This is a genomic window from Pseudomonas sp. Z1-12, from assembly GCF_051132015.1.
GTDB lineage: Bacteria > Pseudomonadota > Gammaproteobacteria > Pseudomonadales > Pseudomonadaceae > Aquipseudomonas > Aquipseudomonas zanjanensis.
Genome location: NZ_CP071647.1, coordinates 4,528,106 through 4,552,652 on the forward strand (window position 1 = coordinate 4,528,106; position 24,547 = coordinate 4,552,652).

At 55.0% G+C, this 24,547-nt stretch carries 31 protein-coding genes and 3 pseudogenes; 15 read left to right on the forward strand and 19 right to left on the reverse strand.

Annotated elements, in window-relative coordinates:
* Positions 1–17: 17 nt before the first annotated feature.
* A complete protein-coding gene (locus J3P85_RS19285; RefSeq protein WP_434702990.1) occupies positions 18–554 on the reverse strand; it encodes an anti-virulence regulator CigR family protein in 537 nt (178 codons plus the stop codon).
* A 129-nt stretch (positions 555–683) separates the two neighbouring features.
* On the opposite strand from J3P85_RS19285, the gene J3P85_RS19290 reads away from it, so the two are divergent.
* Positions 684–1,895, forward strand: a complete 1,212-nt coding sequence (locus J3P85_RS19290; RefSeq protein WP_434702991.1) for an MFS transporter — start codon at positions 684–686, stop codon at positions 1,893–1,895.
* Positions 1,896–2,118: 223 nt separating this feature from the next.
* Positions 2,119–2,325, forward strand: coding sequence for a hypothetical protein (locus J3P85_RS19295; RefSeq protein WP_434702992.1), 207 nt, complete (start codon positions 2,119–2,121; stop codon positions 2,323–2,325).
* Between the two features lie 53 nt (positions 2,326–2,378).
* Here the strand turns inward: J3P85_RS19295 and J3P85_RS19300 are convergent, their stop codons facing one another.
* Together J3P85_RS19300 and J3P85_RS19305 are read right to left on the reverse strand one after the other, a co-directional pair.
* Positions 2,379–2,687, reverse strand: coding sequence for an AzlD family protein (locus J3P85_RS19300; protein ID WP_186707518.1), 309 nt, complete (start codon positions 2,685–2,687; stop codon positions 2,379–2,381).
* A complete protein-coding gene (locus J3P85_RS19305; RefSeq protein WP_434702993.1) occupies positions 2,684–3,394 on the reverse strand; it encodes an AzlC family ABC transporter permease in 711 nt (236 codons plus the stop codon). The genes J3P85_RS19300 and J3P85_RS19305 overlap by 4 nt, the downstream gene beginning before the upstream one ends.
* A gap of 303 nt (positions 3,395–3,697) precedes the next feature.
* Between J3P85_RS19305 and J3P85_RS19310 the strand changes: the two genes are divergently transcribed.
* On the forward strand, positions 3,698–4,126 hold the full coding sequence (locus J3P85_RS19310) for a DUF2628 domain-containing protein (RefSeq protein WP_434702995.1): 429 nt from the start codon (positions 3,698–3,700) through the stop codon (positions 4,124–4,126).
* A 214-nt stretch (positions 4,127–4,340) separates the two neighbouring features.
* On the opposite strand, the gene J3P85_RS19315 is transcribed toward J3P85_RS19310, so the two are convergent.
* Positions 4,341–4,907 (reverse strand): DUF4765 family protein, encoded by a 567-nt coding sequence (locus J3P85_RS19315; RefSeq protein WP_434702997.1) that lies wholly within the window; start codon positions 4,905–4,907, stop codon positions 4,341–4,343.
* A 24-nt stretch (positions 4,908–4,931) separates the two neighbouring features.
* Positions 4,932–5,381 carry a PACE efflux transporter gene (locus J3P85_RS19320; RefSeq protein ID WP_434702999.1) on the reverse strand — a complete coding sequence of 150 codons (450 nt, stop codon included), beginning with the start codon at positions 5,379–5,381 and terminating at the stop codon, positions 4,932–4,934.
* Between the two features lie 104 nt (positions 5,382–5,485).
* Here J3P85_RS19320 and J3P85_RS19325 point away from each other — a divergent pair, with 104 nt between their 5' ends.
* The gene (locus tag J3P85_RS19325) at positions 5,486–6,409 is read left to right on the forward strand and encodes a LysR substrate-binding domain-containing protein (protein WP_434703001.1); all 924 of its coding nucleotides are present in this window, start codon (positions 5,486–5,488) and stop codon (positions 6,407–6,409) included.
* On the opposite strand, the gene J3P85_RS19330 is transcribed toward J3P85_RS19325, so the two are convergent.
* The gene (locus J3P85_RS19330; protein WP_434706406.1) at positions 6,391–6,684 is read right to left on the reverse strand and encodes an FAD-dependent oxidoreductase; all 294 of its coding nucleotides are present in this window, start codon (positions 6,682–6,684) and stop codon (positions 6,391–6,393) included. The genes J3P85_RS19325 and J3P85_RS19330 overlap by 19 nt on opposite strands.
* Before the next feature lie 61 nt (positions 6,685–6,745).
* On the opposite strand from J3P85_RS19330, the pseudogene J3P85_RS19335 reads away from it, so the two are divergent.
* The 4 genes and pseudogenes from J3P85_RS19335 to J3P85_RS19350 all read left to right on the forward strand — a co-directional run.
* A pseudogene (locus tag J3P85_RS19335) lies at positions 6,746–7,027 on the forward strand (transposase domain-containing protein); the annotation flags it as partial.
* Between the two features lie 81 nt (positions 7,028–7,108).
* Positions 7,109–7,543: a hypothetical protein gene (locus J3P85_RS19340; protein WP_057451612.1), complete on the forward strand. Its 435-nt coding sequence runs from the start codon at positions 7,109–7,111 to the stop codon at positions 7,541–7,543.
* Positions 7,544–8,168: 625 nt separating this feature from the next.
* Positions 8,169–10,478, forward strand: coding sequence for an AAA family ATPase (locus J3P85_RS19345; RefSeq protein ID WP_434703003.1), 2,310 nt, complete (start codon positions 8,169–8,171; stop codon positions 10,476–10,478).
* Positions 10,475–12,349, forward strand: a complete 1,875-nt coding sequence (locus J3P85_RS19350; RefSeq protein ID WP_434703005.1) for a UvrD-helicase domain-containing protein — start codon at positions 10,475–10,477, stop codon at positions 12,347–12,349. Before J3P85_RS19345 ends, J3P85_RS19350 begins: the two co-directional genes overlap by 4 nt.
* A gap of 64 nt (positions 12,350–12,413) precedes the next feature.
* Here the strand turns inward: J3P85_RS19350 and J3P85_RS19355 are convergent, their stop codons facing one another.
* From J3P85_RS19355 to J3P85_RS19370, 4 genes are all read right to left on the reverse strand, one after another.
* Entirely contained in the window at positions 12,414–12,698 is a 285-nt protein-coding gene (locus J3P85_RS19355; protein ID WP_434703007.1) for a hypothetical protein, read from the reverse strand.
* Positions 12,699–12,912: 214 nt separating this feature from the next.
* Positions 12,913–13,512 carry a hypothetical protein gene (locus J3P85_RS19360; protein WP_434703009.1) on the reverse strand — a complete coding sequence of 200 codons (600 nt, stop codon included), beginning with the start codon at positions 13,510–13,512 and terminating at the stop codon, positions 12,913–12,915.
* 291 nt (positions 13,513–13,803) lie between these two features.
* A complete protein-coding gene (locus tag J3P85_RS19365) occupies positions 13,804–14,211 on the reverse strand; it encodes a hypothetical protein (RefSeq protein WP_434703011.1) in 408 nt (135 codons plus the stop codon).
* 242 nt (positions 14,212–14,453) lie between these two features.
* A complete protein-coding gene (locus J3P85_RS19370; protein WP_434706407.1) occupies positions 14,454–14,960 on the reverse strand; it encodes an AAA family ATPase in 507 nt (168 codons plus the stop codon).
* 140 nt (positions 14,961–15,100) lie between these two features.
* Here J3P85_RS19370 and J3P85_RS19375 point away from each other — a divergent pair, with 140 nt between their 5' ends.
* The 3 genes from J3P85_RS19375 (at position 15,101) to J3P85_RS19385 (ending at position 16,568) form a co-directional block, all read left to right on the forward strand.
* Entirely contained in the window at positions 15,101–15,958 is an 858-nt protein-coding gene (locus tag J3P85_RS19375; protein ID WP_434703013.1) for an AraC family transcriptional regulator, read from the forward strand.
* Between the two features lie 29 nt (positions 15,959–15,987).
* Positions 15,988–16,203 (forward strand): DUF6434 domain-containing protein, encoded by a 216-nt coding sequence (locus J3P85_RS19380; RefSeq protein ID WP_434703015.1) that lies wholly within the window; start codon positions 15,988–15,990, stop codon positions 16,201–16,203.
* A gap of 146 nt (positions 16,204–16,349) precedes the next feature.
* A complete protein-coding gene (locus J3P85_RS19385) occupies positions 16,350–16,568 on the forward strand; it encodes a hypothetical protein (protein WP_434703017.1) in 219 nt (72 codons plus the stop codon).
* 78 nt (positions 16,569–16,646) lie between these two features.
* On the opposite strand, the gene J3P85_RS19390 is transcribed toward J3P85_RS19385, so the two are convergent.
* The 5 genes from J3P85_RS19390 to J3P85_RS19410 form a co-directional block, all read right to left on the reverse strand.
* Positions 16,647–16,847: a hypothetical protein gene (locus J3P85_RS19390; protein WP_434703018.1), complete on the reverse strand. Its 201-nt coding sequence runs from the start codon at positions 16,845–16,847 to the stop codon at positions 16,647–16,649.
* A gap of 108 nt (positions 16,848–16,955) precedes the next feature.
* A complete protein-coding gene (locus J3P85_RS19395; protein ID WP_434703020.1) occupies positions 16,956–17,174 on the reverse strand; it encodes a hypothetical protein in 219 nt (72 codons plus the stop codon).
* Between the two features lie 86 nt (positions 17,175–17,260).
* Positions 17,261–17,806, reverse strand: a complete 546-nt coding sequence (locus J3P85_RS19400) for a DUF4410 domain-containing protein (RefSeq protein ID WP_186707507.1) — start codon at positions 17,804–17,806, stop codon at positions 17,261–17,263.
* Positions 17,807–18,287: 481 nt separating this feature from the next.
* Positions 18,288–19,049 (reverse strand): hypothetical protein, encoded by a 762-nt coding sequence (locus J3P85_RS19405; RefSeq protein WP_434703022.1) that lies wholly within the window; start codon positions 19,047–19,049, stop codon positions 18,288–18,290.
* Positions 19,050–19,162: 113 nt separating this feature from the next.
* Entirely contained in the window at positions 19,163–19,723 is a 561-nt protein-coding gene (locus tag J3P85_RS19410; protein ID WP_434703024.1) for a TetR/AcrR family transcriptional regulator, read from the reverse strand.
* Positions 19,724–19,849: 126 nt separating this feature from the next.
* Here J3P85_RS19410 and J3P85_RS19415 point away from each other — a divergent pair, with 126 nt between their 5' ends.
* The 3 genes and pseudogenes from J3P85_RS19415 (at position 19,850) to J3P85_RS19425 (ending at position 21,518) form a co-directional block, all read left to right on the forward strand.
* A complete protein-coding gene (locus tag J3P85_RS19415; RefSeq protein WP_434703026.1) occupies positions 19,850–20,494 on the forward strand; it encodes a DJ-1/PfpI family protein in 645 nt (214 codons plus the stop codon).
* A gap of 24 nt (positions 20,495–20,518) precedes the next feature.
* Positions 20,519–21,043, forward strand: a complete 525-nt coding sequence (locus tag J3P85_RS19420; RefSeq protein WP_434703028.1) for a DUF2867 domain-containing protein — start codon at positions 20,519–20,521, stop codon at positions 21,041–21,043.
* 166 nt (positions 21,044–21,209) lie between these two features.
* Positions 21,210–21,518: pseudogene (locus J3P85_RS19425) on the forward strand (addiction module antidote protein).
* A gap of 139 nt (positions 21,519–21,657) precedes the next feature.
* Here the strand turns inward: J3P85_RS19425 and J3P85_RS19430 are convergent.
* A complete protein-coding gene (locus J3P85_RS19430; RefSeq protein WP_018610855.1) occupies positions 21,658–21,930 on the reverse strand; it encodes a hypothetical protein in 273 nt (90 codons plus the stop codon).
* 276 nt (positions 21,931–22,206) lie between these two features.
* Entirely contained in the window at positions 22,207–22,671 is a 465-nt protein-coding gene (locus tag J3P85_RS19435) for a hypothetical protein (protein WP_434703030.1), read from the reverse strand.
* Positions 22,672–22,942: 271 nt separating this feature from the next.
* Between J3P85_RS19435 and J3P85_RS19440 the strand changes: the two genes are divergently transcribed.
* Entirely contained in the window at positions 22,943–23,230 is a 288-nt protein-coding gene (locus tag J3P85_RS19440) for a type II toxin-antitoxin system Phd/YefM family antitoxin (protein ID WP_024619455.1), read from the forward strand.
* A gap of 94 nt (positions 23,231–23,324) precedes the next feature.
* Here the strand turns inward: J3P85_RS19440 and J3P85_RS19445 are convergent.
* Both J3P85_RS19445 and J3P85_RS19450 read right to left on the reverse strand, forming a co-directional pair.
* A pseudogene (locus tag J3P85_RS19445) lies at positions 23,325–23,693 on the reverse strand (IS21 family transposase); the annotation flags it as partial.
* Positions 23,694–23,864: 171 nt separating this feature from the next.
* Entirely contained in the window at positions 23,865–24,530 is a 666-nt protein-coding gene (locus J3P85_RS19450; RefSeq protein ID WP_434703033.1) for a hypothetical protein, read from the reverse strand.
* Positions 24,531–24,547: the final 17 nt, after the last annotated feature.

Here is a 24,547-nt window from a genome sequence, read left to right on the forward strand (position 1 = left end):
TAACTGGAAGTACCGGCTCAGTCGAACGCACCGTTGAGCACTTCATAAATGATGCCAGTGGCAATCGCCACCAGGATCAGGTCCGTGCCGACCTGCTGCCATTCATAACCGTCATAGTGCGGCAAGCGTCCCAACAGCCGGCCATCGAGCTTCTTGGCGATGCCGGGTGGCAACGGCTTGCCTCGGGCCAGGTTTTTCTGGATGCCCGGCGGCAATGCCGGACCGGGGCTCCAATAATCGCGATAACCGCCAATCACACCCAGGATGCCGCCACGGTCGATGCTGGGGGCGTTATGCCAATCACTGCCACCGCCTTGGTTTCCCTTGCCGCCTTGGTTGCCTTGGTTGCCTTTGCCGCCCTGGTTACCCTTGTTACCAGGATTCCCTTGCCCACCTTTGTTGCCCTGCCCGCCCTTGCCTCCTTGCCCTTGACCGGGACCTTGATCAAATTGAGCGTTTCCCTTGCCGTTTCCCGGGTCCGCGACAACAATGCCAGGGCCCGCCGCCAAGGCGAAACAGGTAACAGCAGCAATCAACGAGCGCGATTTGAACATGGCAGTTCTCTCGGAAAAGGGACATCCCCTGTAAAGATATAGAGACTAACGGTGATATTAGTTCCATATCACGCTTCGCGTCGCTTGCCTGGACCGGATAACACCTGAACACCGCAATCAAGGAGCTCCATGCGCAAGGATTACCTGGCTTTTTTCGTCTCGATGTTCCTCTCGCGGTTGGCCGATCAGATCTTGCTGTTCATCGTCCCGCTGATTGTTTTCCAGACCACCAACAGCGTCTCCTGGGCGGGCCTGGCGTTCTTTGTCGAATCCTTGCCACGCTACCTGGCGTTCCCGATCTGCGGCGCGCTGTGCGACAAGTTCCCGCCGATTCGCATCCTGCACATCAGCCAAGTCTATCGCGCCGCAGCCTGCGGCGTCGCAGTCGTGCTCTATGGCGTCTTTGGCGGTGTCTATTGGATCGTGGCGTTGTCGGCCCTCTGTGGCGTGTTGACCACCCAAGGAATCATGGCCCGCGAAGTGGTCTTGCCTTACATCTTCAAGCACTACACCTACACCAAGACGCTGTCCTATTCACAAATCGCCGACCAGACCGGCCTGGTGCTGGGGCCGCTGGTCGCAGCGCTGCTGCTCGAGGTGTGGGCGTGGCACTGGGTGGTGCTGGCGATCGCCGGGCTGTTCCTGCTGGCAGACCTGGCCATGTTGTACTGGCAGCGCACCAGCTCGGTCACCCTCGAGTCCTTCGAGCAACACCACGACCTCTGGTTGAACCCGCTGCGCATTGCCCTTGGTCACATCCGCAACCTGGCGGAACTGAAAAAAGTCATCAGCCTGGCGGTGGGCGTCAACCTGATCATCGGCGTCACCCTCGCCACGTCGGCGGCCATGGTCATCGGCCACTATGGCGCCGGAAAAGATGATTACGCCGGGTTGCAGGCGGCCGGTGCCGTGACCACCATCGTCATCCTGTTTCTCCTGGCCCGGGTCACCTTGCCCTTGAAACTCCTCGGCGCCCTCTCCTACACGCTGATTGCCGTCGGCGCTTTCATCACCGCGCTCAGCCCGACCCTCTGGGGCTACGTCGTCGGTTTCCTGCTGATCGTCGGCTTCGACAAGATGTTCAACGTGTACATGCGCAGCATCCGTCAGCAGGTCATTCCCCCACAGGACTTTGGCAAGACCGTCGGCGTGATTACGCTGCTCAACAACCTGTCGCAACCGTTCGCGGGCTTGCTCGTCGCGGTGTTGGCAGCGCCTGTTGGGACGCAGGAGGTGATTCTGCTGCTGGCGGTGGTCACCAGCCTGATCGGAGTCGGAGTGGTCGTGATGAACAGGCAATCAACACAGGGGAAAAGCGTCTACCGTACCGATTCAGATTGACCCTCGGCTTGTATTATCAGTGACTTATTCTTGAGGCATGGTTGCATCGTTGCCAGCGTCGATGCGCGTCTTCCCACCATTCGTCACCTGTTAAATGTTGGAATCTACAGGCGGCCATGTCTGGCTCAGGGTTTGCACTGGCCTGTCTCAGCAGCCAAGAACGACATAATTCTGACGCGGCGGCAAATTAATCAATGCTTGGGTCAGCAAACGGAGATGTACCGTGTCAACTCTCAACGAAATCGCAGCGAACCACGCGAGAATGGCAAAGTTAAAGGAAGAAGAGTCGATGCGGTTGAGTGCGCTTCAGGGACAGGTGGTGGGAAGTTTTGAAATTCCCCCCCACGAGGCGCCCCAAGAGATGTCGCTGCATTTTATGACAGGTGTACAAGATCACTCGTTCGGGGAAGCGGCTGCGCTGAGTTTTTGACCTGGGCGTTGATGAGCCTCCATCGCCCGTTTGTAAGCGGGCGACTCGGCCGTTCAAAACTGTCTGGCTAAAGCCGCTGCAAGTATGCCGGCCGCAATTGCCGGCAGCGGCTTTTTAAGGGTCAGCATGACGATTGCGGTGGCCAGCAAAGCCAGGCGTGCGCCGTTGTCACCTTTAACCGCCAGCGGAGCCAGCACCGCCACCAACACCGAGCCGGACATGGCCGTGATGAACTGCTGCACCCGATAGTTGATCGGCACGAACGACATCACGAAAACACCGCCCCACCGAGTGGCCAAGGTCACTGCGGCCATGATCAAGATGACAAGCAAGGTGCCATAACCCGCCGTTTCAATGTTCATCGTTGTTTCTCCATCCACACGGCGCCCAGGACGCCTCCCGCCAAAGCGCCCACCACGACATGGCTGTTAGCCGGCAAATACCAGAAGGCCAACAGCGATGAGCAGGCCGCCACCGTCCAGATGATGAACATGCGCAGGTTCTTTTTCCCGCCCACGACCATCGCCAACAAGAAACAGCCCATCACCATATCGAGCCCGAAACTGACCGGGTTCTCGATGGCGCTGCCAAAGTGAAGCCCCAGCCAACTGCCCAGGATCCAAGTGACCCAGAGCGCAATGCCGCCGCCGAATAGAATCCCCAGCCCCGGCTTGCCTCGACTGAACGCCTGCATCGCCATGGCCCAGTTGGCGTCCGAAACAACCAGCATGACACCGTAGCGTTTGGCGACGGGCAGCTCCCGCAACCACGGGTAAAGTGTCGCGCCCATCAATAAGTGCCGGGCGTTGATGGCGAAAACGGTGATCATCAGTGGAACGACCGGCACTTGCTGCCCCCACAGATCCAGCGCGGCAAATTGAGAAGCGCCAGCAAAAACCAACGTGCTCATGAGCACAGCTGACGCATCGCTCAAACCCGTTTGCGCAGCCGCCAGGCCGAAAGCAACGCCGAACACGACGACAAAAAGAGAGAGGGGGATCAGTTGCTTGAAACCGTCGTAAATGTACTTCAGCGTTAGCTCATGCAGATGGGGTTGATCGCTCGACAAAACATCGCCTCTTCTGGTTATCCACGGTGTAAAACTGGGAGTATGAAGCTGATTCTGTATGCCGAAAACTTTTTACCGGACAATCCAGCGAATCAATAGAGTGAAGCCCGTCACAGACCAGGCGACCGCACAAGCGGCCAGTGCGGAATGTTCCACACCTCCAGCCATAAAGCGGCAAAATGGGCACCCTAAAGATTCACGCGCGTTCTTCGACAAAAACCAAAGCAGCCAATGCTCTGAACCAGAGCACAGGATTTCTTGGAAGAAAGAAAAAATTAAGTATGGAAAACAGGAGCCTTGAAAATGAACACGACTGAACAAGTACAAAACGCCGGTAAATACAGCGCCAAGTGGCAGGAACGCTTCGACTTCTTTGACACCTACGGTGCGCCAAGCGACCCGCGCTACAAGGAAGCCTTCAAAGCGCTGCCTGGCTTCAAGAAAAAAATCCTCATCAATGCAAACGTGATCGCATTTTTCTTCGGCCCTATCTACCTGTTCGTCCTGGGCCTCTGGAAGAAGAACCTGGCCCTGCTGGGTATTTTCCTGGCGATCAACATCGCCTTGAGCGTTATTTTCGCCATCATTGGCATGGAGTTTCCGCGGCCGTTGAGCACGGGGCTGAGCATTGCCATGTCGATGATGTACGCGCTGATGGCCAACTACGCGTACTACCTCAAGGAAGTTAAAGGCGAGCAAGGCTGGAACCCGTTCAAAGGCATGCGTCTCTGATTGCAGGCTTGGGTCATGAAGAGCCCGCACCTCGTCATAGAGCGTGCGGGTTTTGCTGTTTCCGGCGGCAAGAAAGAGCTTCAACGCTCCGGTCCACGGCGGGCTTGCTATGCGGCTTTGTTTCGCTTTTCAGCTACCATCACAGCACACGTTCAATCGCCTAGGTTTCACGATCACTGCGCCGTCAGCGCGCCCTGACTCTTTGGTGACTGCGCTAATCCGCATTAAGGAAGGCCTTTCCTTCCTCCGCCGTTAAGGGGTTGGGGTGCGGAAGAAAGGACGCGAAAACCAACGGTGCATTCTTGAGGCAAACCCAACCTGTCTCCCTAGCGTCTCCGGCGATGAGATATCTCGTATTGATCTTTACCAATAGCCATCCTCCGCGCCGGGCCCATTTTGTGGCGTTGGCAGGAACGGAAGTGAACTCTGGTAGCTTCTCCTGGGGTATACCTGGCTGAGACCCACCCACCTGACTGATCATTTGCTGCAGAGTTGGCACTCCACAACCCGCATTCGCCGGCTCCCCACCGGCACTAGAGGCATTGACTGCCGCTGCGCAACCTGTAGCGCTCCCTCCCCGAACCAGCACCACATCTTTGTGATTGCCGCTCCTTATCGCCTCGGCAATGACATCGGTCTTCGTGACGATTCCCTCTAAAGCACCGGCTATCCCGCTTTCATCTTGCGGAGCGAGTGTCCTACTGGTGGAAGCCATGTTATTTCCTCTTCCATGATGGCTCCGGTGAATGTCCGGGCCGGACCGATGAGTATAGGAAGACATCTGATTTCCCGCCCTGCGACTGACTCAACGGGCGTTGGAAACGGAACCCTGATCGGCCTGCGCCGAAAGCGGAACATCAAACACTCGATCAAACACCCATTGAAAAACCAGCGAGTAAAAAAAGAAAAACACGAACAACCCCAGGTTGGTCACCAGCGCCAACCACAGGCTGATGCCCAACCATGCGCTAATCACCGGCGTGAGGATCAGCGTCAAGCCGCCTTCAAATCCCAGGGAATGCAGCAACCGCCGCTGCCAGTTGCGATGGCGGCTGGGTTGGCGACGCTCCCACCCTTCGAAAAGGCCGTTGAAAACCATGTTCCAAGCCAGCGCAACGGCGGAAATCACCAGGGACAGCAGGGTTGAATAGCCCATCCCTTGTTCGTAGGTCAGCGCCAGCGCCGGTGCCACGAACAGCACACCACCAGCTTCATAGAGGATGGCCTGGAGAATTTTACGGGGTGTGCCTTGCATCGCTGGACTCCTTGGCTGGGTTGGAAGACCACAGCCTGGCAAGTTGAGCCCCCGCGCACAATTGAGCTAAATTGAGCCACGCTCAACCTGAGTAACCCACCCGCATGTTCGCCAAACTGCCCCTCACCGCCTTGCGCGGCTTCGAGTCCGCCGCACGGCTGGGCAGCTTCAAGGCCGCGGCCCAGGAACTGAACGTCAGCCCGGCGGCGATCTCCCATCAAGTCAAAAGCCTTGAAGCCTTCCTGGGTGTGCGTCTGTTCGAACGCTCCAGTCAAAACGTGCGCCTGAGCGCCGACGGCGAGCGCCTTCACCCTTACATGCACCGCGCCCTGCTCGATATCCAACAGGGCCTGCAAATACTGTCGCCCTCGTGTGCCGCCCAGTCGCTGGTGGTGAGCACTACGCCGGCGTTCGCCAGCCTGTGGCTGATCCCTCGGCTCGGGGATTTTCATCGGTTGCATCCGGAGATCGACGTCAGCCTGCACAGCAGCAACGACGTAGTGGACCTGCGACGTGATGCCAGCATCGACCTGGCGATCCGCGCCCTGTTCACGCCGGATCCACAACTGTTCGAACAGCCTTTGCTGGACGAGTATTTCGGTGTGTATTGCCGCCCCGGCTGGCAACCACCCGCAGCGGGCTCGCCTGTTGAACTGATCGACGTGCCATGGCTGAACAGCGCCAAGGTGGCGGTCGACTGGCCGGCATGGTGCGCCAAGGCTGGCACCCTGGGCTGGCTGGAAAATGCACGTTTTCGGCGTTATGACGAGGAACAGCACGCCCTGCAAGCGGCGATCGCCGGGCATGGGCTGGTGCTCGCCAGCAATGTGCTGGTTGCCGACGCGGTTGCGCGGGGGGAGTTGATTGATTACCGGCCTGAGGTTCGTTTGGCGGGCGCGCGATATACGGTGGTGTGCGTGCCGGGGCGGGAGCGGCAGGTGGAGGTGAGGGCTTTTAGTGAGTGGTTGTTGGTGCAGAGTAACGGTTCAATGAGCAATGATCGGGGAGTTTATATCCGGGAAAGGTGAGGCTGCGTATTCGTCCTGAAGTGCATAAGCAATCGTACCGACAGGCATTCAAACTGAATCCAAGCATGTCCTCTTGTCATGCGCTCGGTCCACAACCGCACTTCCTGGCTGTTATGCACCGCCGTCGCACACACGGCTGCCTGGCCGGTGGCGACACTGATCTGCTTGAGCGAATCAACAACGTCTCCAACCGCATACAAGCCCTGGACGGTGGTGCCCTGGTGCGCGTCGACACGCAGCGCACCCTGCTGGTCGGTTTCGGCGCCAATCTCCACCGCCAGTTTGATCAACCCGGCGGGGCCGGCGCCGATGATCAGGCAATCAAGATCGACGTCCTGGATAGCGCTGACGCACTATCTCGATGACGGTGCTCTGCCCATCGATAACAACTGGTGCGAGAATCAAATCCGGCCGTGGGCTCTTGGGCGCTCGAACTGGCTGTTCGCTGGCTCGTTACGTAGCGGTAAACGTGCGGCGGCGATCATGAGTTTGATCCAGTCGGCGCGGCTCAACGGGCATGATCCGTATGCTTATTTGAAAGACGTGCTGGCGCGGCTGCCGACGCAGAAGATGAGTCAGATTGACGAGTTGCTGTCGCATAAGTGGCAGCCGGCGTAATCACGCAAGGTGGGGGCGCCGTTCGCTTACGCTATGCGTCACAGATGGTAAAGTTCGCGCTCTATTTGGGGAGGGATCCACTTGAAAATTTTCAGCGCTCTCGTGCTGCTCGCTTTGTCTGCTCCGGCCTACGCTTCAGAAACGACGACTTTTGTTTCGTCACTAAAAAATTGGGCATATGAATGCGAAATCATAGGGGCCACGGCGCTAGCAAATGCTGATACCGCATTGCAGAAGCACGGAGCAAACAGCTACGAAGTCGCGCTTTCCAAATCCAAAATCATTGAAGCCCCCAAAATATGCATTGAGGACAAAATGGAGTCAGGAAACGCTAGCGTGGATCAGGAGATCCGCAGGCACCCCCAGTTGCGCGCAGCAATTGGGGAAACATATTCGAAGTGGATCACCTACCTATTTTGGCTTGTCCCGCCACACCCTCTGGGAACAGTCAGCTTAGAAAAAACAGCATTTGAAATGTCGGCAATCCGACTTCAAGCGCAGATCGACTCTCTGTAGAAACGCAAGTTATTTTGAAGATGACTGGCTTGCATGGGAGTTGAGTTATGTAAGGCCTGGTACACCCCCTGTGACCATCCGCGCGGCGCGGGGTATCTACGAGGTAGACTTCTTGCTTCCCTAGGGAAGCTGATCATCACGCAAGGCGTGTTGGGCGGACGCTTACTCTGTGTCCACTGGACTTCGCGGGGAGCAGCAGCCAGATCAACTGGGTGACCGGCTTCCAGCAGTTCTCTCACTCGGAGTAGCCAGTGCCCCAGGTTCTTCGCTTGGGCTAGGCGCCATTTCCAAGGCGTGATCAAGGCATCAATCCTAGGGAAGTGGTAGAGGATATCAGTGTTACAGTCGACCAGGCGGTTCTGTGCGATGTCGAAAATAGCCTGCATGGGGTCGCCAAGGACATATCTGGGCAAACTAGCAGCGAGCCAGATCACGATGATGTGTTGAGCTTGATTGCAGTCTTGGTGCTCGTCGATTGAACCTGGCTCGTGATCGCTGCCGCCCCCATAACCAGAACGTAGTGGCGAAAACCCACTACGAGTATTGGAGCGCTGCAGGCGCTGAGCTAGAGTCTCAGAATTCATCAGCCCGGCGAATTACCTTCAGCCGTTACAAGGAAGAGGCTATGCAGATCCAATATTTGGAGATCGCGAATTTCCGCAAGCTCCTGTCCGTTCGAATCGACCTAGCGAGCACCACCACTCTGTTGGTCGGGGCCAACAACAGCGGTAAGTCCTCCGCAATGTTGGCATTGCGTAAATTCCTGCTCTCGAGAGCGACTGCTTTTCGCCTCCAGGATTTAACGCTTGCTCACCTCACGACCATCAATGATATTGGTGTCGCGTGGGAAGGAGCTGACGAAACCTTCGAGATTCCAGCGGCAAATGAGTGGACGCATTGGTTACCCACTCTCGATCTATGGGTGGAAGCCTCGAAAGGGGAACTGCACTACATCAAGGATCTGATTCCCAATTTTGCCTGGAAAGGCGGCTCTGTCGGGATGCGTTTTCGACTTGAGCCTAAGGACATGGCCAAACTCTTCACCGACTACAGGAAAGAGCGTAACCGGGTCAAAACGCTGTTGCATGAGATTTCGAACAAGACCGAGAAAGGAAAAACTCCGCCCACGCTGTCACTTTGGCCGCAAAGCCTGCATGACTACCTTAACCGGCGCTTGGGGGCGATGTTCACCATACGCTGGTACCGTCTCGACCCGGCGCAGCTCTGCGACCCAAATCCCGAGACTCGTCACGCCAGCCTGCAAGCGCTGTCTGCGAATTCACTTCCGCTGGAGAGCAATCCGTTGACCGATCTCATACGCGTGCACGAGATCAATGCGCAGCGCGGCTTCGGTGACAGCGCCGAGGAGTCCATCACTGAGGGTCGAGGTGGTTCAGGAAAAAAACTAACTGAGCAATTGCGTGCTTACTACAGTCGGCATCTCGATCCTGGTGATAGCCCTGACATTTCGGATTTGGAGGCGCTGACAGCCATTCAAGCGGCGCAGTCGGCATTCGACTCTCGACTAACCTCCAGTTTCGCTCCGGCCCTTGTAGAGGTCGCCGGTCTGGGCTATCCGAATACTACTGACCCGGCGATCAGGGTAGAAACCCGGCTTTCCCCTACGGACGGCATGAACCATGAAGCTGCAGTGCTGTTCGAGTTGGATTCAGTCTCGGGCGCACCTGGTGCTCCTCCCATGTGCCTCCCGGAAACATCCAACGGCCTCGGTTACCAAAACCTGATCTCGATGATTTTCCAGTTGATGGCATTTCGGGATGAGTGGCTGAGGAAGTACAAAAATACCGAGGAGCAGTCCGACGCAGGCGTCGAGCCGATCCACCTTGTGCTGGTTGAGGAGCCTGAGGCTCATCTCCATGTCCAAGTGCAGCAGGCCTTCATCAAGCACGCGTATCACGTCCTATGTAATGAGCCGCTTCTCAAGAAGTACCCGAGGCTCAAAACACAGCTGGTGGTCAGCTCCCACTCCAGCCATGTTGCTCACGAGACTGATTATGCAAACCTTCGGTATTTCCGAAGGTTACCCGCAGGAATGGCCGGTGTACGCATCCCGGTTTCCACCGTCTCTAACTTGAGCACCGTGTTCGGTGACAAAAACCGTCACAGGCAAACCAAGGAGTTCGTGACTCGTTACCTGCGGGCGCAGCATGCTGATCTCTTCTTCGCTGACGCGGTGATCTTGGTTGAAGGCGCTGCGGAACGAATGATGTTGCCGCATTTCTTACGCAGTCAATTTCCGTTCCTTGATCGTTGCTACATCACCGTCCTGGATATCGGAGGCAGTCACGCACATCGCCTAAGGCCATTAGTCGATGCGCTGGGAATTGTGACCCTGGTGATCACGGATTTGGACGCCGGACTGAAGAAGTCAGCGGTACCCGTCAAGCGCAAGGCCAAACAAGAAACCAACAACCCCACCCTGCGTAGTTGGGTGACCGCCTTGGGAATAGGGCACGATGTCGACACATTGCTGGATCTGGATGGGGAGCAAAAATCGCAGCAGATAGACCACTTGTTTGCGATCCGAATCGCGTATCAGACCCCCATCAACATCGTTCTGCCTAAGACTAAAGGTGAAGTCCAGGCGCTGCCCAACACGTTTGAAGACAGTTTGGTGCTGAGTAATGTGCAGCACTTTGCAACGAAGCAGGGGCGGGGTCTGACCAAGGCTTTCGCCAAAGCGCTGCGTGATTCTGAAACCGCAGACGACCTAGGTAAGGCTTTGTTCGACGCGCTCAGGTCGGGTGACAAGGCGGAGTTCGCGCTACAGGTGCTTGGAGACCCCGACTTTGCCAAGGTCGCTGTTCCAGAGTACATCCGGGAAGGGCTCGTCTGGTTAGAGCAAAAGCTGCAGAAGAAGAGCAAGGAGCTCTTGATTATCCCGGCGGCCAGTGTCGAGGTGACTGCCAAATGAGTGTCATAAAGGGTGTCGACGATGAAGTCACGCCGACTGCGGATGACGTTATCCAGGAATGCCTGAACCTGGAGACGCCACGCAGTTTCTTCCTATACGCTGGTGCCGGCTCAGGTAAGACCCACTCACTCGTCGTAGCGGTGAAATCATTCAAGGAACGTGAGCGTCAGCGCCTCACGTTTGAGGGGCGGCAAATAGCGATCATCACGTACACCAACGCAGCCTGTGAGGAAATCGCAGGTCGCCTTGAGCACGATCCGCTGGTTGAGGTTTCAACCATTCATGCTTTCTGTTGGAAGATGATCAAGGGCTTCAACGACGATATTCGTGCATGGTTACGTATCAAACTTGCGAGCGACATCGCTGAATTGGACGACAGGCTCGGTCGGGCGAGAACAGTGAACAAGACGTCCCTGGCTAACCAGGCGAGCCGGGATAGCAAAGCTCGTCGTTTGGTGGCCCTGGATGAAATTCCTGAATTTACCTACAGCCCGACGGGAGACAACGTAAGTAGGCAATCGCTGAACCACAGTGAAGTCATCCAGATGGCTGCAGCGTTTTTGCCCCAGCCGCCTTTACTCGATGTTATGGCGGATCGGCACCCGGTGCTGCTCATCGATGAAAGCCAGGATACGAATGGCGCGCTCATGGATGCATTTCTGAAAGCTCAGGCAGCGATTCCTGGGAGATTTTGCTTAGGACTGCTCGGCGACACGATGCAACGTATCTATAACGACGGGAAGCCAGGGCTTGATGAGGCGATACCACCAGATTGGGCCAAGCCTGAAAAACGTATCAATCGCCGTTGTCCGATTCGGGTTGTCAAATTGATCAACGATATCCGCGCCGGCGCCGATGATCATCTGCAGATACCAAAGCCGGAAGCTGCCCAAGGTACCGTACGTATGTTCTGTACCCGGCAAGCGCCCGGGCAGGATTTCAGCTTGGAAGACCAGATCGCTGAGCAAATGGCAGAGATTACGGGTGATGCGCAGTGGGCCGCCGGCAAGGATGGCCGCAAGACGCTGATCCTAGAGCACAAGATGGCTGCCCGTCGGATGGGGTTTGAAGGCGTGTTCGCTCCGCTCTATGCAGTTGCACATCTGAATACCGCGCTGATGGACGGTACGCTACCCATCCTCAAGGTTTTCTTCGATGGGGTCGCTCCAATCGTCGCCGCAGCCCGTTCGGATGATTTCACGCTCATGGAGGCGGTGCGGTTGCGCTCTCCTTTGCTTGATCCTAAGCACCTGGAGGCGGCTGGCAACAATCAATTCGAGCTGCTGGAGTCTGTTGGGGTTGCGACCTATGCACTCTGCGGGATGCTCAGAGATAACGATCCCTTGATTGAAGAGGTGGCTAAAATCCTCCAGAGTTCGGGTTTGCTTGCGCTGCCTGATCGGCTCGTTGCTGCAATGGCTCAAGGAGCCACTGCAGACCCAGCACCAGAAACCTCCGATCGCGAGGCGCTTGAAATCCATGCTTATCGGGTTGTCCTAGGGCGTCGTTACTCAGAGATGGCGGCATTCGCAGGCTACGCAGATGGCCTCTCGCCCTACGGTACCCACCAGGGCGTCAAAGGCCTGGAGTTTCCCCGGGTGATGGTCATCCTGAACGACGAAGAAGCTGGTGGTTTTCTGTTCAGCTATGAGAAATTGCTCGGTGTTACACCTGCCTCCGCCACAGATATGAAGAATGAGAGCGAGGGTAAAGACACGTCGATGTCACGCACACGCAGGCTTCTGTACGTCACCTGCAGTCGTGCAGAGGAGAGCTTGGCTATCGTGGTTTACAGCTCTCAGCCAGAGGTTGCGAGGGATAGAGTTATTGACGCTGGCTGGTTGACAGCCGAAGAGGTCGTAGTGCTTTAAAGCAGCTCTTGAGGGGGCAGGCAGAGGCACTCAACCTTGCATAGCCGCCGATTGGGCGCAACGCCTATTCACCGTGGCCTCCAGCGGCAGCTTCAGCAAAATGTGTTTGCTGAACGGTTACGCCCCAGATGGCCGTCTCGGTATTAATTTCGGCAACAGAGGTAGCGTTGAACTGCCGCTGGCGGTGCAGGTCATCGCGCATTTTCGGATAATTGAGTTTCCTGGTCCCCAGCTCTTTTAGAACAAGGCCTGAAATTGTATATGTACCGCAGTCAGCGCAATTGACGAGCTCACCCTTTTGCCCCTCTTCAGACTGTTGAGCTTCTAACCCACATAGATAGCAATTCATACCTGACCTCCTTTTTAGCCGATGCTTAGGAGATCGCCTCGTAAGGGTGGAAGTTTCAACTGTCTGACTCCCGCAGATCACCACCACGCCAGCGGGCCAGTTCCCAAAGGGAAGCTGGGGGGACTTGGGAAGCTGGCGACGGGCGGATAACCGCAGACAGGCAGGAACTTTGGGCTTTTGCCATCATGACGCGTTTTCTCAAACGTTTAGACGCTTATAGGCTTTTCGGACCGACCCCGATTGATTTGAGCGATTTAAAGAATGACTCGTCCAGGACCACTTCTTGGGTCGAGGACGCAGCGTTATCGATATCAACCGTTCTAAATTTTAAAACTCGGCCAGTAAGCATTTGCTTAAGAATCGCCTTGGCTTTATCCCCTCCAGCCACTGCGCAGCCACCTGTCACTTTGTTTACATTCAGGCCTTGCGCCTGGGCCTGTTTTATAAGCTTCGGCTGTGGTCCTAAGACATATGCCAGGGAGGGCTTCGCCAATATGATAGGGGTTTCTTGAGAGGATATTGTCCATATCTCGTTCTGATCAATCCATATTTGAGCTGTGACAATCGGAATCGGGACATCGCCATCGGACATCAACCCGACGTAGATTCCCTCTTTCTCCTTACGTACAACTGGAAGTACATTCGAAATATTCAGGATCGAGGTACCCGCCGTGTAATTTCCGAGAGTGACTATCGTTGAAGTTCGTTTGGAAAATACATCGGTTTCGCTGGATATTTTCCAGATAGGCCCCGTGCTGCACCCGCTCAGCATCGCAATCGCAATCGCAATCGCAACAAGCACAGTCCGCTTCATACTTTCCCCCTCCGACGGGAAGGCACAACGGCAATCGAAAGCTTGGGTTTATCCATCGAATTTCGTATCCATAAATGGGGTTGAGGCGGAGGTAGATATTTCCCGCCGAGCCAGATGAGCGCACACGGAAAAGGCTTTTCTCCAGTCATAAAAAACCGCCCGGAGGGGGCTCTGCCAAATCTTATGAAACGGGCGATTTATAAGTCGCCTGGCATGGAAACGGGGGGACAGACCACGATTTGAGTTCTTCTAACCATGACGCAGCAGAAAGCCAAAAATGCCTATTCCTGTCTACACCCCGGCAGGTTTTGTTTCAGGCTCAATCATGGCGGGACCTTCAAGCGCCAGGCGCTGCTCACGCTTGGTCTCTATCATTTCGACAATGGATGCACGATGTTTTTCGGTGTGTGCCAGAAAAGTAGACCTCGGCAGGAGTAGCCGCACAGGGGCGGGCAAAAGCTCAAAAGCCTTCTCTGCCACAAGCAAGAAGATCTCATCGTCCTTTATGCGGTCATGCGTAACGGTAAGCAAGCCATCAACCAGAACGCGCTCTATTTGCGGCCAGTTTTTTTCCAGGTAATCCACCGCTACGTTTTTCCCCTCCCCTACAGAATCCAGGATTGAATCCTTTGCGGAGCTGACCTTTTCACCCACCGATCCTGATAACGCCTTCGCCTTGCCGGCCAAAAAATCAAACATATCCATCCGCTCCATGAATGCACGATAACTAGGTATCGACATTGCTCCGATGTTCTTTAGATCGGACAGAACCCTACAAGCGATTTACCGCACGCCAACGAGCGCGGCGGCAGTGTTTGCTGACATTAAGAAACTGCGGACGGAGCACCCTGGCCAGTTCACCTATGACACGCCAGCCTCATAACCATGGTCTGCCCCGCCTCTCGTTTACGGAGGAAGCCAACCTTCTACCGGTCCCAATCCTACTCCCTGGACAGAAATCGATTGATGATCATCGAGACTGCTTGCGCCGGAGAGGCCATGGCTGCGTCTATGCAAAACGGAGCTTCGTCCCATGGCTCATATTCATGATCCAGTACAGATTGCCAGGTAGGTGGCGTCAGCCCGGGAATGTCACCTTCCCTCGTTTCTACCCTGCGCTGATGTTCATGTTTATCGGAGCAAATCACTTGGATATTTACCAACCGACTACCCGCCCGTGAGGCAACTTCGCTCCACGCGGTTCGGCTTTCGATGACCGGATTGACACAATCAACGACAACCGTGCGGCCCAAACGAAGATTACTCAGGGCCAGCTCATTGGCGACCATGTAACCACTGCGCCCCACATCTTGCGCAAGCGCCCCCGAGTTCCGAATCGCCTGTTCAATCGTATCGATCCGCAGGTACACGGCGCCTGTCGTAGCGGCGAGATCATGGGCGATAGTCGTTTTTCCGGTGCCGGGCAGGCCGCTGAAAACAATGAGCATTCCAGTTCCTTGAATGAATGAGTTAATCCAGTGTAGGCAGCAGCCCGTTATACGGCAGTAGAAAGCAAAAACCGCAAGAACGATCAAATGTTCTCCCCATGCATTTGATAACGTCGCTTTCAGCATTCATGGAGATCGTCATGCTGAATATCGAGAGGGCCCTGTGGTACATCGAGTTGGAGCTGGGATCCCAACTCGATCTGGGACGTGTCGCGCGCCATTGCAACCTGTCTCCCTTTGCCTTGGCCCGTTTGTTTGCGTTGTCGACGGGCTGGTCGGTGATGCGGTACATCCGTGCTCGGCGGTTGAGCCAAGCAGCACTGGCCTTGCGTCGAGGTGCGCCGGACATTCTGCAAGTAGCGCTGGATGCCGGCTACGGTTCCCATGAAGCCTTTACTCGCGCCTTCTGCGATCTGTTTGGAGTCACGCCGAAGCAGGTGCGTGGAAACGAGGATGAACATCTCTCGCTAGTGGAGCCGTTACGTATGAAAGAAAGGAAGCTCATAACACTCTCCGAACCTCGCTTTGAAACCAGGGCAGCGTTTTTCATCGCAGGTATGGGGGATCGTTATACCTTCGATAAGAACGAAGGCATCGTCGGTTTGTGGCAAGCGTTCTCCCCCTACCTGGGACGGGTCCCCGATCAGGTGAACAACTGGAGCTATGGCCTGTGCTGTAACCCTGGACTGGACGGTAGTTTTGAGTACATTGCCGGCACAGAGGTGTCCTGCATCGACAGTCTTCCTCCGGCTTTTTGTTATTTCAGGGTGCCGCAGCAAAACTATGGCGTGTTTCGACACCAAGGCCATATCTCGACGATCCATCAGACGTTCTTCACCATTTTCAATCACTGGCTGCCTGAATCCGAATACGAGCTCGCCGACGCGCCTGAGTTCGAGCAGTACAGTCCGGATTTCGAACCTTCCCGAGGGATGGGTTACGTGGACGTGTGGATACCCCTTGCAAGACGCCAAGCATCCGATGTCATGGATTTATAGGTCTGACCATCCAGTACGGAGCCCGCCCCATGAGTTTTAATTGGCACAGTGACCAGCTCACAAGAGATACGCCAGTTTGCAAGGATTATCGAAACACACAGAACGTACGTAGATTCATGGTGGAGCACTGCGGTGTGAAGTTTAAATTTGATAGAGGCTTTATGGCCTGGATACGTGATGGCGTCCCTAAGACGCTTGGAGAGGTCGTTGACGAGTGGCGGCAGCGTAATCGCGATGGCCATTGAACGAGCGGGCGTGACTAAAATCGGAGACAGGCCACGATTTGAGCTCACCTGCAATCAGCCCGTCGCGTAAGTGGGCGTCCGTTTTACTACGCAAGGCGTACTTGCGATACGCTTACCAAGGAGCGCATATGCGAGGGGGAGCTACGATGTTGGACGCATTAGTGGAATTCGTTCTCGAACCTGTGGGGCGGGCTATTTTCTTTCCAATCGGCTGGCCAATAGTCAAGTTGATCAGCTTGGGGCGTTACCCGAGTAAAGGTATGTGGTTCAAGGATACACCCGAGTCGAACTGGACGATGGGATTAGGAATTGCTGCTGTGGTGATTGCGATGATGGTGGCGCTGCATCAGTTTCAGTCCCCGTAGCCGGGGACCGACCACGATTTTGGCCTCGTGTAATCGGCTCGATTCATATCGTGAGCGTCCCCATTCCCCCCTTAAGCATTAATGAAGAATTCTGCGACTCTCCCCAATCCTTATCCTGTCGAGCGCTCTGTTTAAAGCATCCAAGGCATCAAGCAAGGCTTTCGCCTCAGCTTCCCGACCGTCGCCCCAGAGGCGTTCAGCCATTTTGTTCAGTGCCTGGATAGAGCGCTCGATGTCAGCAGCCGTTGCTGTTTTACTTTCCTGAAGTTTCTTGGGCATTGATCAATCGTCCTCGGGCGCGTTGCTTCATATCAATTTAAAGGAAAGTCCCGAGGCTAGATTGAGTGAAGCTGGAGGGATGCCGCCAGGCAGGAGATAGGGAGAACCTCATCCACTCGCACTATAGAAGTGATTCAACATCATCAGTTCAAACACAGCCACCAACGTGCAGAACGCGATGAAGCCGGGGCTGAAGACCCGCTTGCGTGCGGATGAGCCGTCGCCCAACCAGGTCGCATCGGAGTAAAAGGTAAACGCTGCTAGAAATACCAACAGCGCATAGAGCCACGCCTTGCTCCAGAATCCCTGTGTTTTCCATTGACTCATCCGTGCTCTTCCGCAAACCGCTTTACTTTGTCCCACTCATGATGCTACCCGCTCCGGTTAACCGGCACGGGTAACCCAAGATCGCACTACTTGGCTTTTGCGCTCTTGATGTCACTTATGATTTTCTGAGAAATAGCCTGAACCTGCTCTTGGGTCATGGCCGACATAACGCCTTCCCAAGCCGACGAGGAGGTGTCATAGGTGCGAGTTCCAATCAGGCGGCCTGATTTCAGGTCCGAGTAATCGGCACTGGAATTGACCCATGCATTTCCCACCATGACCCCTGCTCCGTAGCGAGCGCCTGGAGTCAGGTAACGGAAATTGGTCACGTTGATCTTGATACCGACACCCTCCTTACCCTCTTGGCTTGACGCCTGAGCCTCTGTAAGTCTGTAGCCGGCGCGAGTTGCTTCGACTTGCAGAGCGTCATTCCACTCTCGCTTCAAGCGAGGCCAGTCCTCGTTTTGTTGAACCTTGCTATTTCCCTCAAAGTTTACAACCAGGTTCTGCTTGGCTGACTCCTGAATGACGAGCGTTTCAGTTCCGCCGCTTTTTACAGAGGCAGCGCATCCGCTCAACATCAAAACTGCAACAGCACAGGACAGCGCAATCGAAAGCTTAGGTGTGTTCATTGAATTTCCATATCCACAAAATCGGTTGAGAGAGGCGTTAAATATCCCCGCCGAGCCAGATGGGCCCACACGCTGGACGCCCAGAATTTAGCACCATTGCTTCGCTGCTACGAGCCAAGGGCGGGAGTCAGAACAACTGGGACAGCCCTCGATATTGCGTACATTAATCTGGCGGTCTCAAATCGTGGGTTGTCCCCTCTTCCCGACGCGAAGTCAGCCCTTACACAGGCGCCTACGGACAGGCAACAGGCTCTCGAGACTGCCGCTTCTTCCACAGAATACGACCGTTGATTCTACTGTCAGACCATGACTCGGTAACCAAAGAGCAATCGCCGCTTAGGTTCTCGACAAACGTCCTCGGATAGCCTTCAGGTTCATATCCACCCAGACGCATCCAATTTGGATCTGGCGAGCTCACAGATTGATAAGGCATACAGGCTGCCAATGTGACCAGCGAAAGTGCCAACACTACCTGTTTCATTTAATTCCCAATCAATTTGACGAGTGTCCGGGCAAAACGCGGCGTATAGATTGACTGGATGTTTTCCCAGCGCGAGTTACGACGAGGACTTCCTGCAAGTGCAGCTATAGAACCCACCTCAAACGGCGGACACCAGAAGGCTGAGGACAGACCGCGATTTGAGTTTATGTGTAATCGGACCGCCTCATAATCGTGGTCTGCCCGCGTTTTCCTTGCATCCGCAGCCCACAAAACCATTGTCGCGAGTGACGATGAAGAGACATTCGATTTGAGCTCATGACCACTTTCCAACCCACTGTAACGCCACCCTGGTGATGTTCGCTCCCTACGGGCTCGGCTCGTCAAGAAGGCACGAAAACGGCGGAAAAGATTTAAATTGGACCAGGCCATATCCAGGCGTGCCTGCACCATCTCATTTTTCGCCTGGACGATCTGCCCTGCCAAACTTAACGCCCTTTTTTTGAATTCCCTGTGAAGCGCCTCCTCCTCGGTCTCGTTTCCCTGTGGCTTGACCGTCATCTCGGAAAATGTGAAAAGAACTTTGTCGCCGAGCACATAAAACGTGCCGCTACATTTTTGTATACCGCCTTGAAAGATAAAATCGACCGAAACGAACGCATGTTCGTCCGTGTTTACGTAATACAGCGGCTCACCCTGAAGATTTCGAACTATTCCGTCCTGATGAAGCCGGCCCAAGGGCGCCCCATCGCTGCCCCGGCCTTTGAAGACCAGGTAGCGGCCGTTCGTGTAGTTGTACGGCATTATCGGTCCTCATTCCGAATAGACATCGGAACACACGGTTTGCCCATTCGCGGCCCATTCATGGCCCTTTTCCACGACGCTATCAGGTCAGGCACTCCCCTGCTCATTTCTTCTTACGACCTGGACCGCCACGGTGGAAGAACCCCTTCGAAAAGCGAAAAGGCTCGATGCACGAAACGGTTGAAGCGAGCGGCATCACGCCGCAGCCCCGCCTGTTGCCCCCCAATCAGGCACAGGTGGGCCACCTGCCCCATCACTTCTGCTTCGCCTGGCCTATGGGCCAAACGACGACACGTCCGTATCGCGAAGTCCAATCGTCGTGCGTCAACACGCTGCTGAACCTCGCCTACCAACGGATCGTGCAGCGACCAGGCTCGGATGGACACTTCTCGCCCAGGTTGTTTCTCAGCGGCAACACTCAAGTAGCGTTTCAAGATTTCGCCCGCGCTACGACCCTGGGCCGCAAAAGCGAGCATGCGCTCCGTGTAGTCTTCTTCCCAAGCGGCCAGCAAGGTGCGGACAAAGTCTTCGCGATTACGGAAATGGTGATAGAACGATCCGCGGGTCACATTCAATCGGCGCGATAGACTCTCGGCTGACACGCCAATATGCCCTGTCTGATCGAGGGCCTCGAAACCTGCCGCGATCCAATGGTGACGCGTTAGTTTTTCCATCCGTTATTTCGCTCCTTATTTATCGCCATACAGGCTGTGTATGGCGCGCAACCGATAGATACCCTGCGAACGCCGGCAAAGATGGCCGTTGCGTTTTGCACGCCAGCACTTTTCATGGAGCTCGCCTTGAAGAAAATCGTCCTGGTTGCTTTCGACCAATTCACCGATATCGACCTATTCCTGATGTGGGACATCTTAGGCCGCAACACCGAGGACTGGCACGTACGAATATTAGGTTCCAGCCCTGTCGTACGATCGGCACATGGCCTGCCTGTTTCGGTGCACGGTCCGCTTTCCGAGGCCAATAGTGCCGACGCGGTATTGTTCGCCAGCGGCAAGGAAGGAATACCCGCCGCACTGGCCTCCCCGGATTTCCTGCCGTCGTTTGAACTTGACCCCAGACGCCAGCGAATCGGCTCCATCTGCGCCGGCGCTTTCATTCTCCAACGGCTTGGGCTGCTCAGCGGCCGAGCAACGACACACCCGGATGCACGATCGGGCTTGCAAGCCCTGGGACTTGAGCCCGTGGACCAGCCTCTTGTATGCCAGGGCAACGTCGCAACCGCTGGCGGATGCCTTTCGGCGCTCTACCTGGTGGGATGGTTGGTTGAATCCTGGTTCGATGCCGACAAGCGCCGTGCGACGCTGCTCCCTGTTCTGCCCGCTGGGCAGCAGGCGCTGTATGATGCGCTGATCGGGCTCAGTATCCGACAAGGAGAAGTGGCCGCCTCCCAACAAGAAACGCGACATGGCATGTCATCTAATTGGTAGTTAGCACTCAGGAAGAGATCCCCGATGCCCCGAGAATTTGAGCTCATTATGTCTGTGCCGGTCCCCTCGAGGTCCGGCGTCACCCACCTTTACAAGTCGACGAACCTGGCGGACGCTTTTGCGATTCGACTCCCAGCGGGCACGTCCAGCGATCCAGAAGTGCTCGCTCGATTCATCCTTTCCCACCAGCCATCCTGGATCGGATGGCTCATGAAAGTCCGAGACACTGTCGTTGGCTGTTTTGGGCTCAAGACAGCCAGGCATCTGGCGACACTTGCTCATCGGATTCAAATCTTCAAGGTCTACAGCACCGACCAGACTGAAATCGTGTTGGGAGAGGACGACAAGCACCTCGACTTCCGCATATCGATCCTGTGTTCTGGAGAGGTAGAGCAGGAAGGTAGTCGCCAACTGGTTTTTTCAACCGTGGTGCAGTGCCACAACCGTCTGGGCCGGGCCTACATCTTCGTAATTGCGCCATTTCATCGTTTGGTTGTTAAGGCGAGCCTGCGCCGTGCAGCGCGCATTGGTTGGCCTTTGGCTGCCTGAGGCGAGACACCAAAAACCCTGTGGCGAGGGAGCTTGCTCCCGCTGGGTGGCGAAGCCGCCCTAAAAATGGGAGGCGCGGTTTTACAGACAAACCGCAGAGACTGAGGACAAAAGACTGGGGACAGTCCAAGGTTTTAAGCGAAGAAATTGGCAAGGAGATTTGAACATGAGCCAACACCTGACGACATTTGACATGGCGGCACTACTCGATAGCGACGAAGCCATCAGTGAATACCTTTCTCAAGTGTTGGCTGATGGTGATAACGAGGAGTTTCTCCTAGCGATCGGTTATGTCGCCAAGGCCCGAGGCATGGCGCAGATCGCTAAAGACTCTGGCAGGGGCCGAGAAAGCTTGTAGAAGGCATTCGCACCTGGATCAAAGCCGAGATTCGATACCGTACTCAAAGTCATTCAAGCGCTAGGCATTGATCTTGATGCGCAGCCTGGGCATGGAGCTGAACATTCGCCTGCCTGAGTATGGGTGCCTTTCCTTATTTTTTGGCTTGGCCTCTTCTTTACCCGTACCCTGCAAACAATCGGGACACATGCCCTGCCCTCTTGAATTTTTTCCCAAGCTTTATGAAAACGGGCGACTGATTAGTCGCCCGTTTTCATTATTCCGCCACCTGCGCCCGCAATCGTCTTCCGATCACATCCATGACATCACAACCATCGCGTAACGATGTGGTCAGCAATTTACAAAAATCAGTGAGCACCACGGTGTCTGAGCTGATGTCCGAGCGAAACGCGATATTTTCCAGGACTTGGGTCACCGTGCGGATGCGGTAATCGGCGGTTTCGAAAAGGACGTCCAGAGGCGCTTCGGTGTCGATGAGCAGGGTTGCGGGGATACAGTCGATGCCGGTGATGGGCATGTATCGGGTCATGAGTAGTACCTCTTCAATTGATAAGGAGCAGGAGCTTCTGCGCTTCATTCAATCGAGTCGCCAAACCCGAATCGCCATCTGGGCGATATAGAGACAATAAGTCGCCTACCTAGATGCTGCAATGCGTTAGCTTCCGAGGTTTGTGTAGGAATTTGCGTCAATGCCTTTCGCGGCGCTCGTTTGAGTCCTCATAAGCCGTAGCGAAGGGGCAGACGCTCCCCCCTTTTTCGCCCCTTTTCCCCCTGCCTCCAATTCATCCAGGGGTTAGTAGGCGGGTCAGCTTCGCTCCACTAGTTCAACACGAACGATCAGTGCAGCAGGAATTTCTCCGCCGTCGCCAGCGCGAATGGTTACTTCCTGTTCACTCGGGATCTCTGGATTTTCTGGCTCTATCGCTAGAACGCCATGCGCCTCGAATTTACTATCGTCAATCCAGTAGACAACGCCTTGGTCATCAGCATACAAAGCGAATCGTTTAGCTTCATCGTGTGAGCGTGTAGTGGAAACGGAGCAGCCGCCATAAAGTCCCGTTTCGATCTGGTGCGCTGCAACCCTGTTGGCTTCGGTTGGCCCGTGTGTGAAGCGCCCGTCATAACGGATTCGTCCATCCCTCCGTGCAACAACCTCTGTTTCACCATTCATATTCTTGGGAAAAATCTTTCCATTGTTTGAGTCATGCACAGCCCTGCACTCGCCCCGATAAAGCATCGACTTATCCTCAAGCCGGCCCATGCCGGTCATCCGTCATACCCCAACCTAAACCAAATTGCCACCGCCGGTCATTGAGAAAAAAGGAACAGCTTTATTTTCTAGCCGGCTGCCAGTTGATCCAAGCGACTCCATCGACAGATGGCTTTCAGGCAGACGCAAAAAATAAATATCTCCCTTTTTCCGAAACAAAAACGTCCGGCGCCAAGTTCCATCCAACCTTTGAACGAGGGATTGGAACGCTGAACGCTTCCCTACACAGCAGTAAAAGACCAAAATAACGACCTATATAGGAGCCTTATCTATGCAAAATATTCTGGCCGATGTGGCCGTCAGCGTATCCGAACTCAAGAAGAACCCCTCTGCCGTCCTGAGCGGCGCCAATGGCTTGCCCGTGGCAGTGCTGAATCACAACCGCGTTATGGGCTACATGGTCCCTGCCAACGTGTACGAGGCGATGGTTGAGCGCCTGGACGAACTGGAACTGGTTCACTTGGTCAAGGCACGGCTCGATGCCAGCGAAACACCCGTTCGAGTATCTCTCGACGATCTCATCGGCGAGGCCGAGGCAGACATCGCCAATGGCCGTTGAGTACGGAGTCGAGGAGAACCGAGGGGGACAGACCACAATTTTGGTCCGCCTATAATCGGCCAGTCTCATAATCGTGGTCTGTCCCCGCTTTCCCCTGGCGCATGACCACGTCGACCTTGGCGACCCATAGGCGGTAGTGCTCGCAGAACCAGCTGTACTGGAAGCCTTGCATATTCCTGCCAGAGCAAGGCCAGAGTTACGCCGGGGCGGCGCAACTCGGCGTGTACCCACGCCCAGTCAGGCATCGGGCGCTGATCGGTGGGCCCAGACACTGCCGGTGGAAAAACAGCCGTCGATTCAGCTCCGCATCAGAAATATCGATGGGCCACTGAAGCCCACTAGCGGCGAACCGGCAAAGGTAATCTCCTGCACTCGAATGGCCGATGGACAAGCTGGCGGCGATCTTGCGCACGGACAGGCCGGCGTCGAACTTTAGGCGTAGTACCTCTCGGATTTTACGCATAGATAAACGCTCCACGACGACCTCTTCGCTTCGATAAAAGAGATCGATGGTAGTGAATATCCTGCGTTGCTGCCTGCCTGAAAGTGTCCGAATGGCCGCGGAATCAGTGTCCGGATGTTGGTGGAATGGGTGTCCGGATGGCCATGGAATCCTCATCCTGATAGAGCCATGTCATTGGTGCTGCTGGTTTCGAGACATGCAGTTTTGGTTGAGCCATTCACGACACTCATGGAAGAACTGAGTGTAGCAACGTACCAGTTCTGACATCCTCACTGTGTAGAATACTGGCTCATTCCTATGGTCTGCGCCCTTGAGGTTCAACGCTAACACTAATGGCTCATCTTGCCCCACTCTTGCCAGATCTGACTGAATGAACGAATGCTTGAATGTGTTGGAAAGTTCATTCAATAATTTTATCAGCCCGTGATGACGCTTAATAAGGCCACTCGGTCCGTTATAAGACTCTTTGACTGCTCCAATGCTATCGATCTTGATTTTCTTCGGATACTCTCCGGTGATTTCTAGTCTTTCCAAACACCAGACCAAGCCTACAAGCTCATCCGCAACCCTTCGCATCCCAGTTACTGCGTATTCCGTTGAGAAGCGGTGTCTGTTGAAAACATCTTTCATACTGTCTTCTATGTCACCCCCAACTGTTGCCTCCCACGTATCATGACTTACGATAATCTGCCGATTTGCTTCGTTGAGTCTCGACATCATATCCATCCACTTGAGTTGGAAATTTCCAAATGGGGTATTTGCCGGAAGAGGGAGCAACATATGAATATTTAAAGGCTCTTCTGGATGTTTGCCTATGTCGATAAGATTGTAGGTCATGCTGCATCCCTCTCCCT

Excerpts from the sequence above, each read along its gene's own strand:
- J3P85_RS19285 (WP_434702990.1), bottom strand. The coding sequence starts at position 554 with ATGTTCAAATCGCGCTCGTTGATTGCTGCTGTTACCTGTTTCGCCTTG.
- J3P85_RS19290 (WP_434702991.1), top strand. The coding sequence starts at position 684 with ATGCGCAAGGATTACCTGGCTTTTTTCGTCTCGATGTTCCTCTCGCGG.
- J3P85_RS19300 (WP_186707518.1), bottom strand. The coding sequence starts at position 2,687 with ATGAACATTGAAACGGCGGGTTATGGCACCTTGCTTGTCATCTTGATC.
- J3P85_RS19310 (WP_434702995.1), top strand. The coding sequence starts at position 3,698 with ATGAACACGACTGAACAAGTACAAAACGCCGGTAAATACAGCGCCAAG.
- J3P85_RS19315 (WP_434702997.1), bottom strand. The coding sequence starts at position 4,907 with ATGTCTTCCTATACTCATCGGTCCGGCCCGGACATTCACCGGAGCCAT.
- J3P85_RS19320 (WP_434702999.1), bottom strand. The coding sequence starts at position 5,381 with ATGCAAGGCACACCCCGTAAAATTCTCCAGGCCATCCTCTATGAAGCT.
- J3P85_RS19325 (WP_434703001.1), top strand. The coding sequence starts at position 5,486 with ATGTTCGCCAAACTGCCCCTCACCGCCTTGCGCGGCTTCGAGTCCGCC.
- J3P85_RS19345 (WP_434703003.1), top strand. The coding sequence starts at position 8,169 with ATGCAGATCCAATATTTGGAGATCGCGAATTTCCGCAAGCTCCTGTCC.
- J3P85_RS19350 (WP_434703005.1), top strand. The coding sequence starts at position 10,475 with ATGAGTGTCATAAAGGGTGTCGACGATGAAGTCACGCCGACTGCGGAT.
- J3P85_RS19355 (WP_434703007.1), bottom strand. The coding sequence starts at position 12,698 with ATGAATTGCTATCTATGTGGGTTAGAAGCTCAACAGTCTGAAGAGGGG.
- J3P85_RS19360 (WP_434703009.1), bottom strand. The coding sequence starts at position 13,512 with ATGAAGCGGACTGTGCTTGTTGCGATTGCGATTGCGATTGCGATGCTG.
- J3P85_RS19365 (WP_434703011.1), bottom strand. The coding sequence starts at position 14,211 with ATGTTTGATTTTTTGGCCGGCAAGGCGAAGGCGTTATCAGGATCGGTG.
- J3P85_RS19370 (WP_434706407.1), bottom strand. The coding sequence starts at position 14,960 with ATGCTCATTGTTTTCAGCGGCCTGCCCGGCACCGGAAAAACGACTATC.
- J3P85_RS19375 (WP_434703013.1), top strand. The coding sequence starts at position 15,101 with ATGCTGAATATCGAGAGGGCCCTGTGGTACATCGAGTTGGAGCTGGGA.
- J3P85_RS19380 (WP_434703015.1), top strand. The coding sequence starts at position 15,988 with ATGAGTTTTAATTGGCACAGTGACCAGCTCACAAGAGATACGCCAGTT.
- J3P85_RS19385 (WP_434703017.1), top strand. The coding sequence starts at position 16,350 with ATGTTGGACGCATTAGTGGAATTCGTTCTCGAACCTGTGGGGCGGGCT.
- J3P85_RS19390 (WP_434703018.1), bottom strand. The coding sequence starts at position 16,847 with ATGCCCAAGAAACTTCAGGAAAGTAAAACAGCAACGGCTGCTGACATC.
- J3P85_RS19395 (WP_434703020.1), bottom strand. The coding sequence starts at position 17,174 with ATGAGTCAATGGAAAACACAGGGATTCTGGAGCAAGGCGTGGCTCTAT.
- J3P85_RS19400 (WP_186707507.1), bottom strand. The coding sequence starts at position 17,806 with ATGAACACACCTAAGCTTTCGATTGCGCTGTCCTGTGCTGTTGCAGTT.
- J3P85_RS19405 (WP_434703022.1), bottom strand. The coding sequence starts at position 19,049 with ATGCCGTACAACTACACGAACGGCCGCTACCTGGTCTTCAAAGGCCGG.
- J3P85_RS19410 (WP_434703024.1), bottom strand. The coding sequence starts at position 19,723 with ATGGAAAAACTAACGCGTCACCATTGGATCGCGGCAGGTTTCGAGGCC.
- J3P85_RS19420 (WP_434703028.1), top strand. The coding sequence starts at position 20,519 with ATGCCCCGAGAATTTGAGCTCATTATGTCTGTGCCGGTCCCCTCGAGG.
- J3P85_RS19430 (WP_018610855.1), bottom strand. The coding sequence starts at position 21,930 with ATGACCCGATACATGCCCATCACCGGCATCGACTGTATCCCCGCAACC.
- J3P85_RS19435 (WP_434703030.1), bottom strand. The coding sequence starts at position 22,671 with ATGACCGGCATGGGCCGGCTTGAGGATAAGTCGATGCTTTATCGGGGC.
- J3P85_RS19440 (WP_024619455.1), top strand. The coding sequence starts at position 22,943 with ATGCAAAATATTCTGGCCGATGTGGCCGTCAGCGTATCCGAACTCAAG.
- J3P85_RS19450 (WP_434703033.1), bottom strand. The coding sequence starts at position 24,530 with ATGACCTACAATCTTATCGACATAGGCAAACATCCAGAAGAGCCTTTA.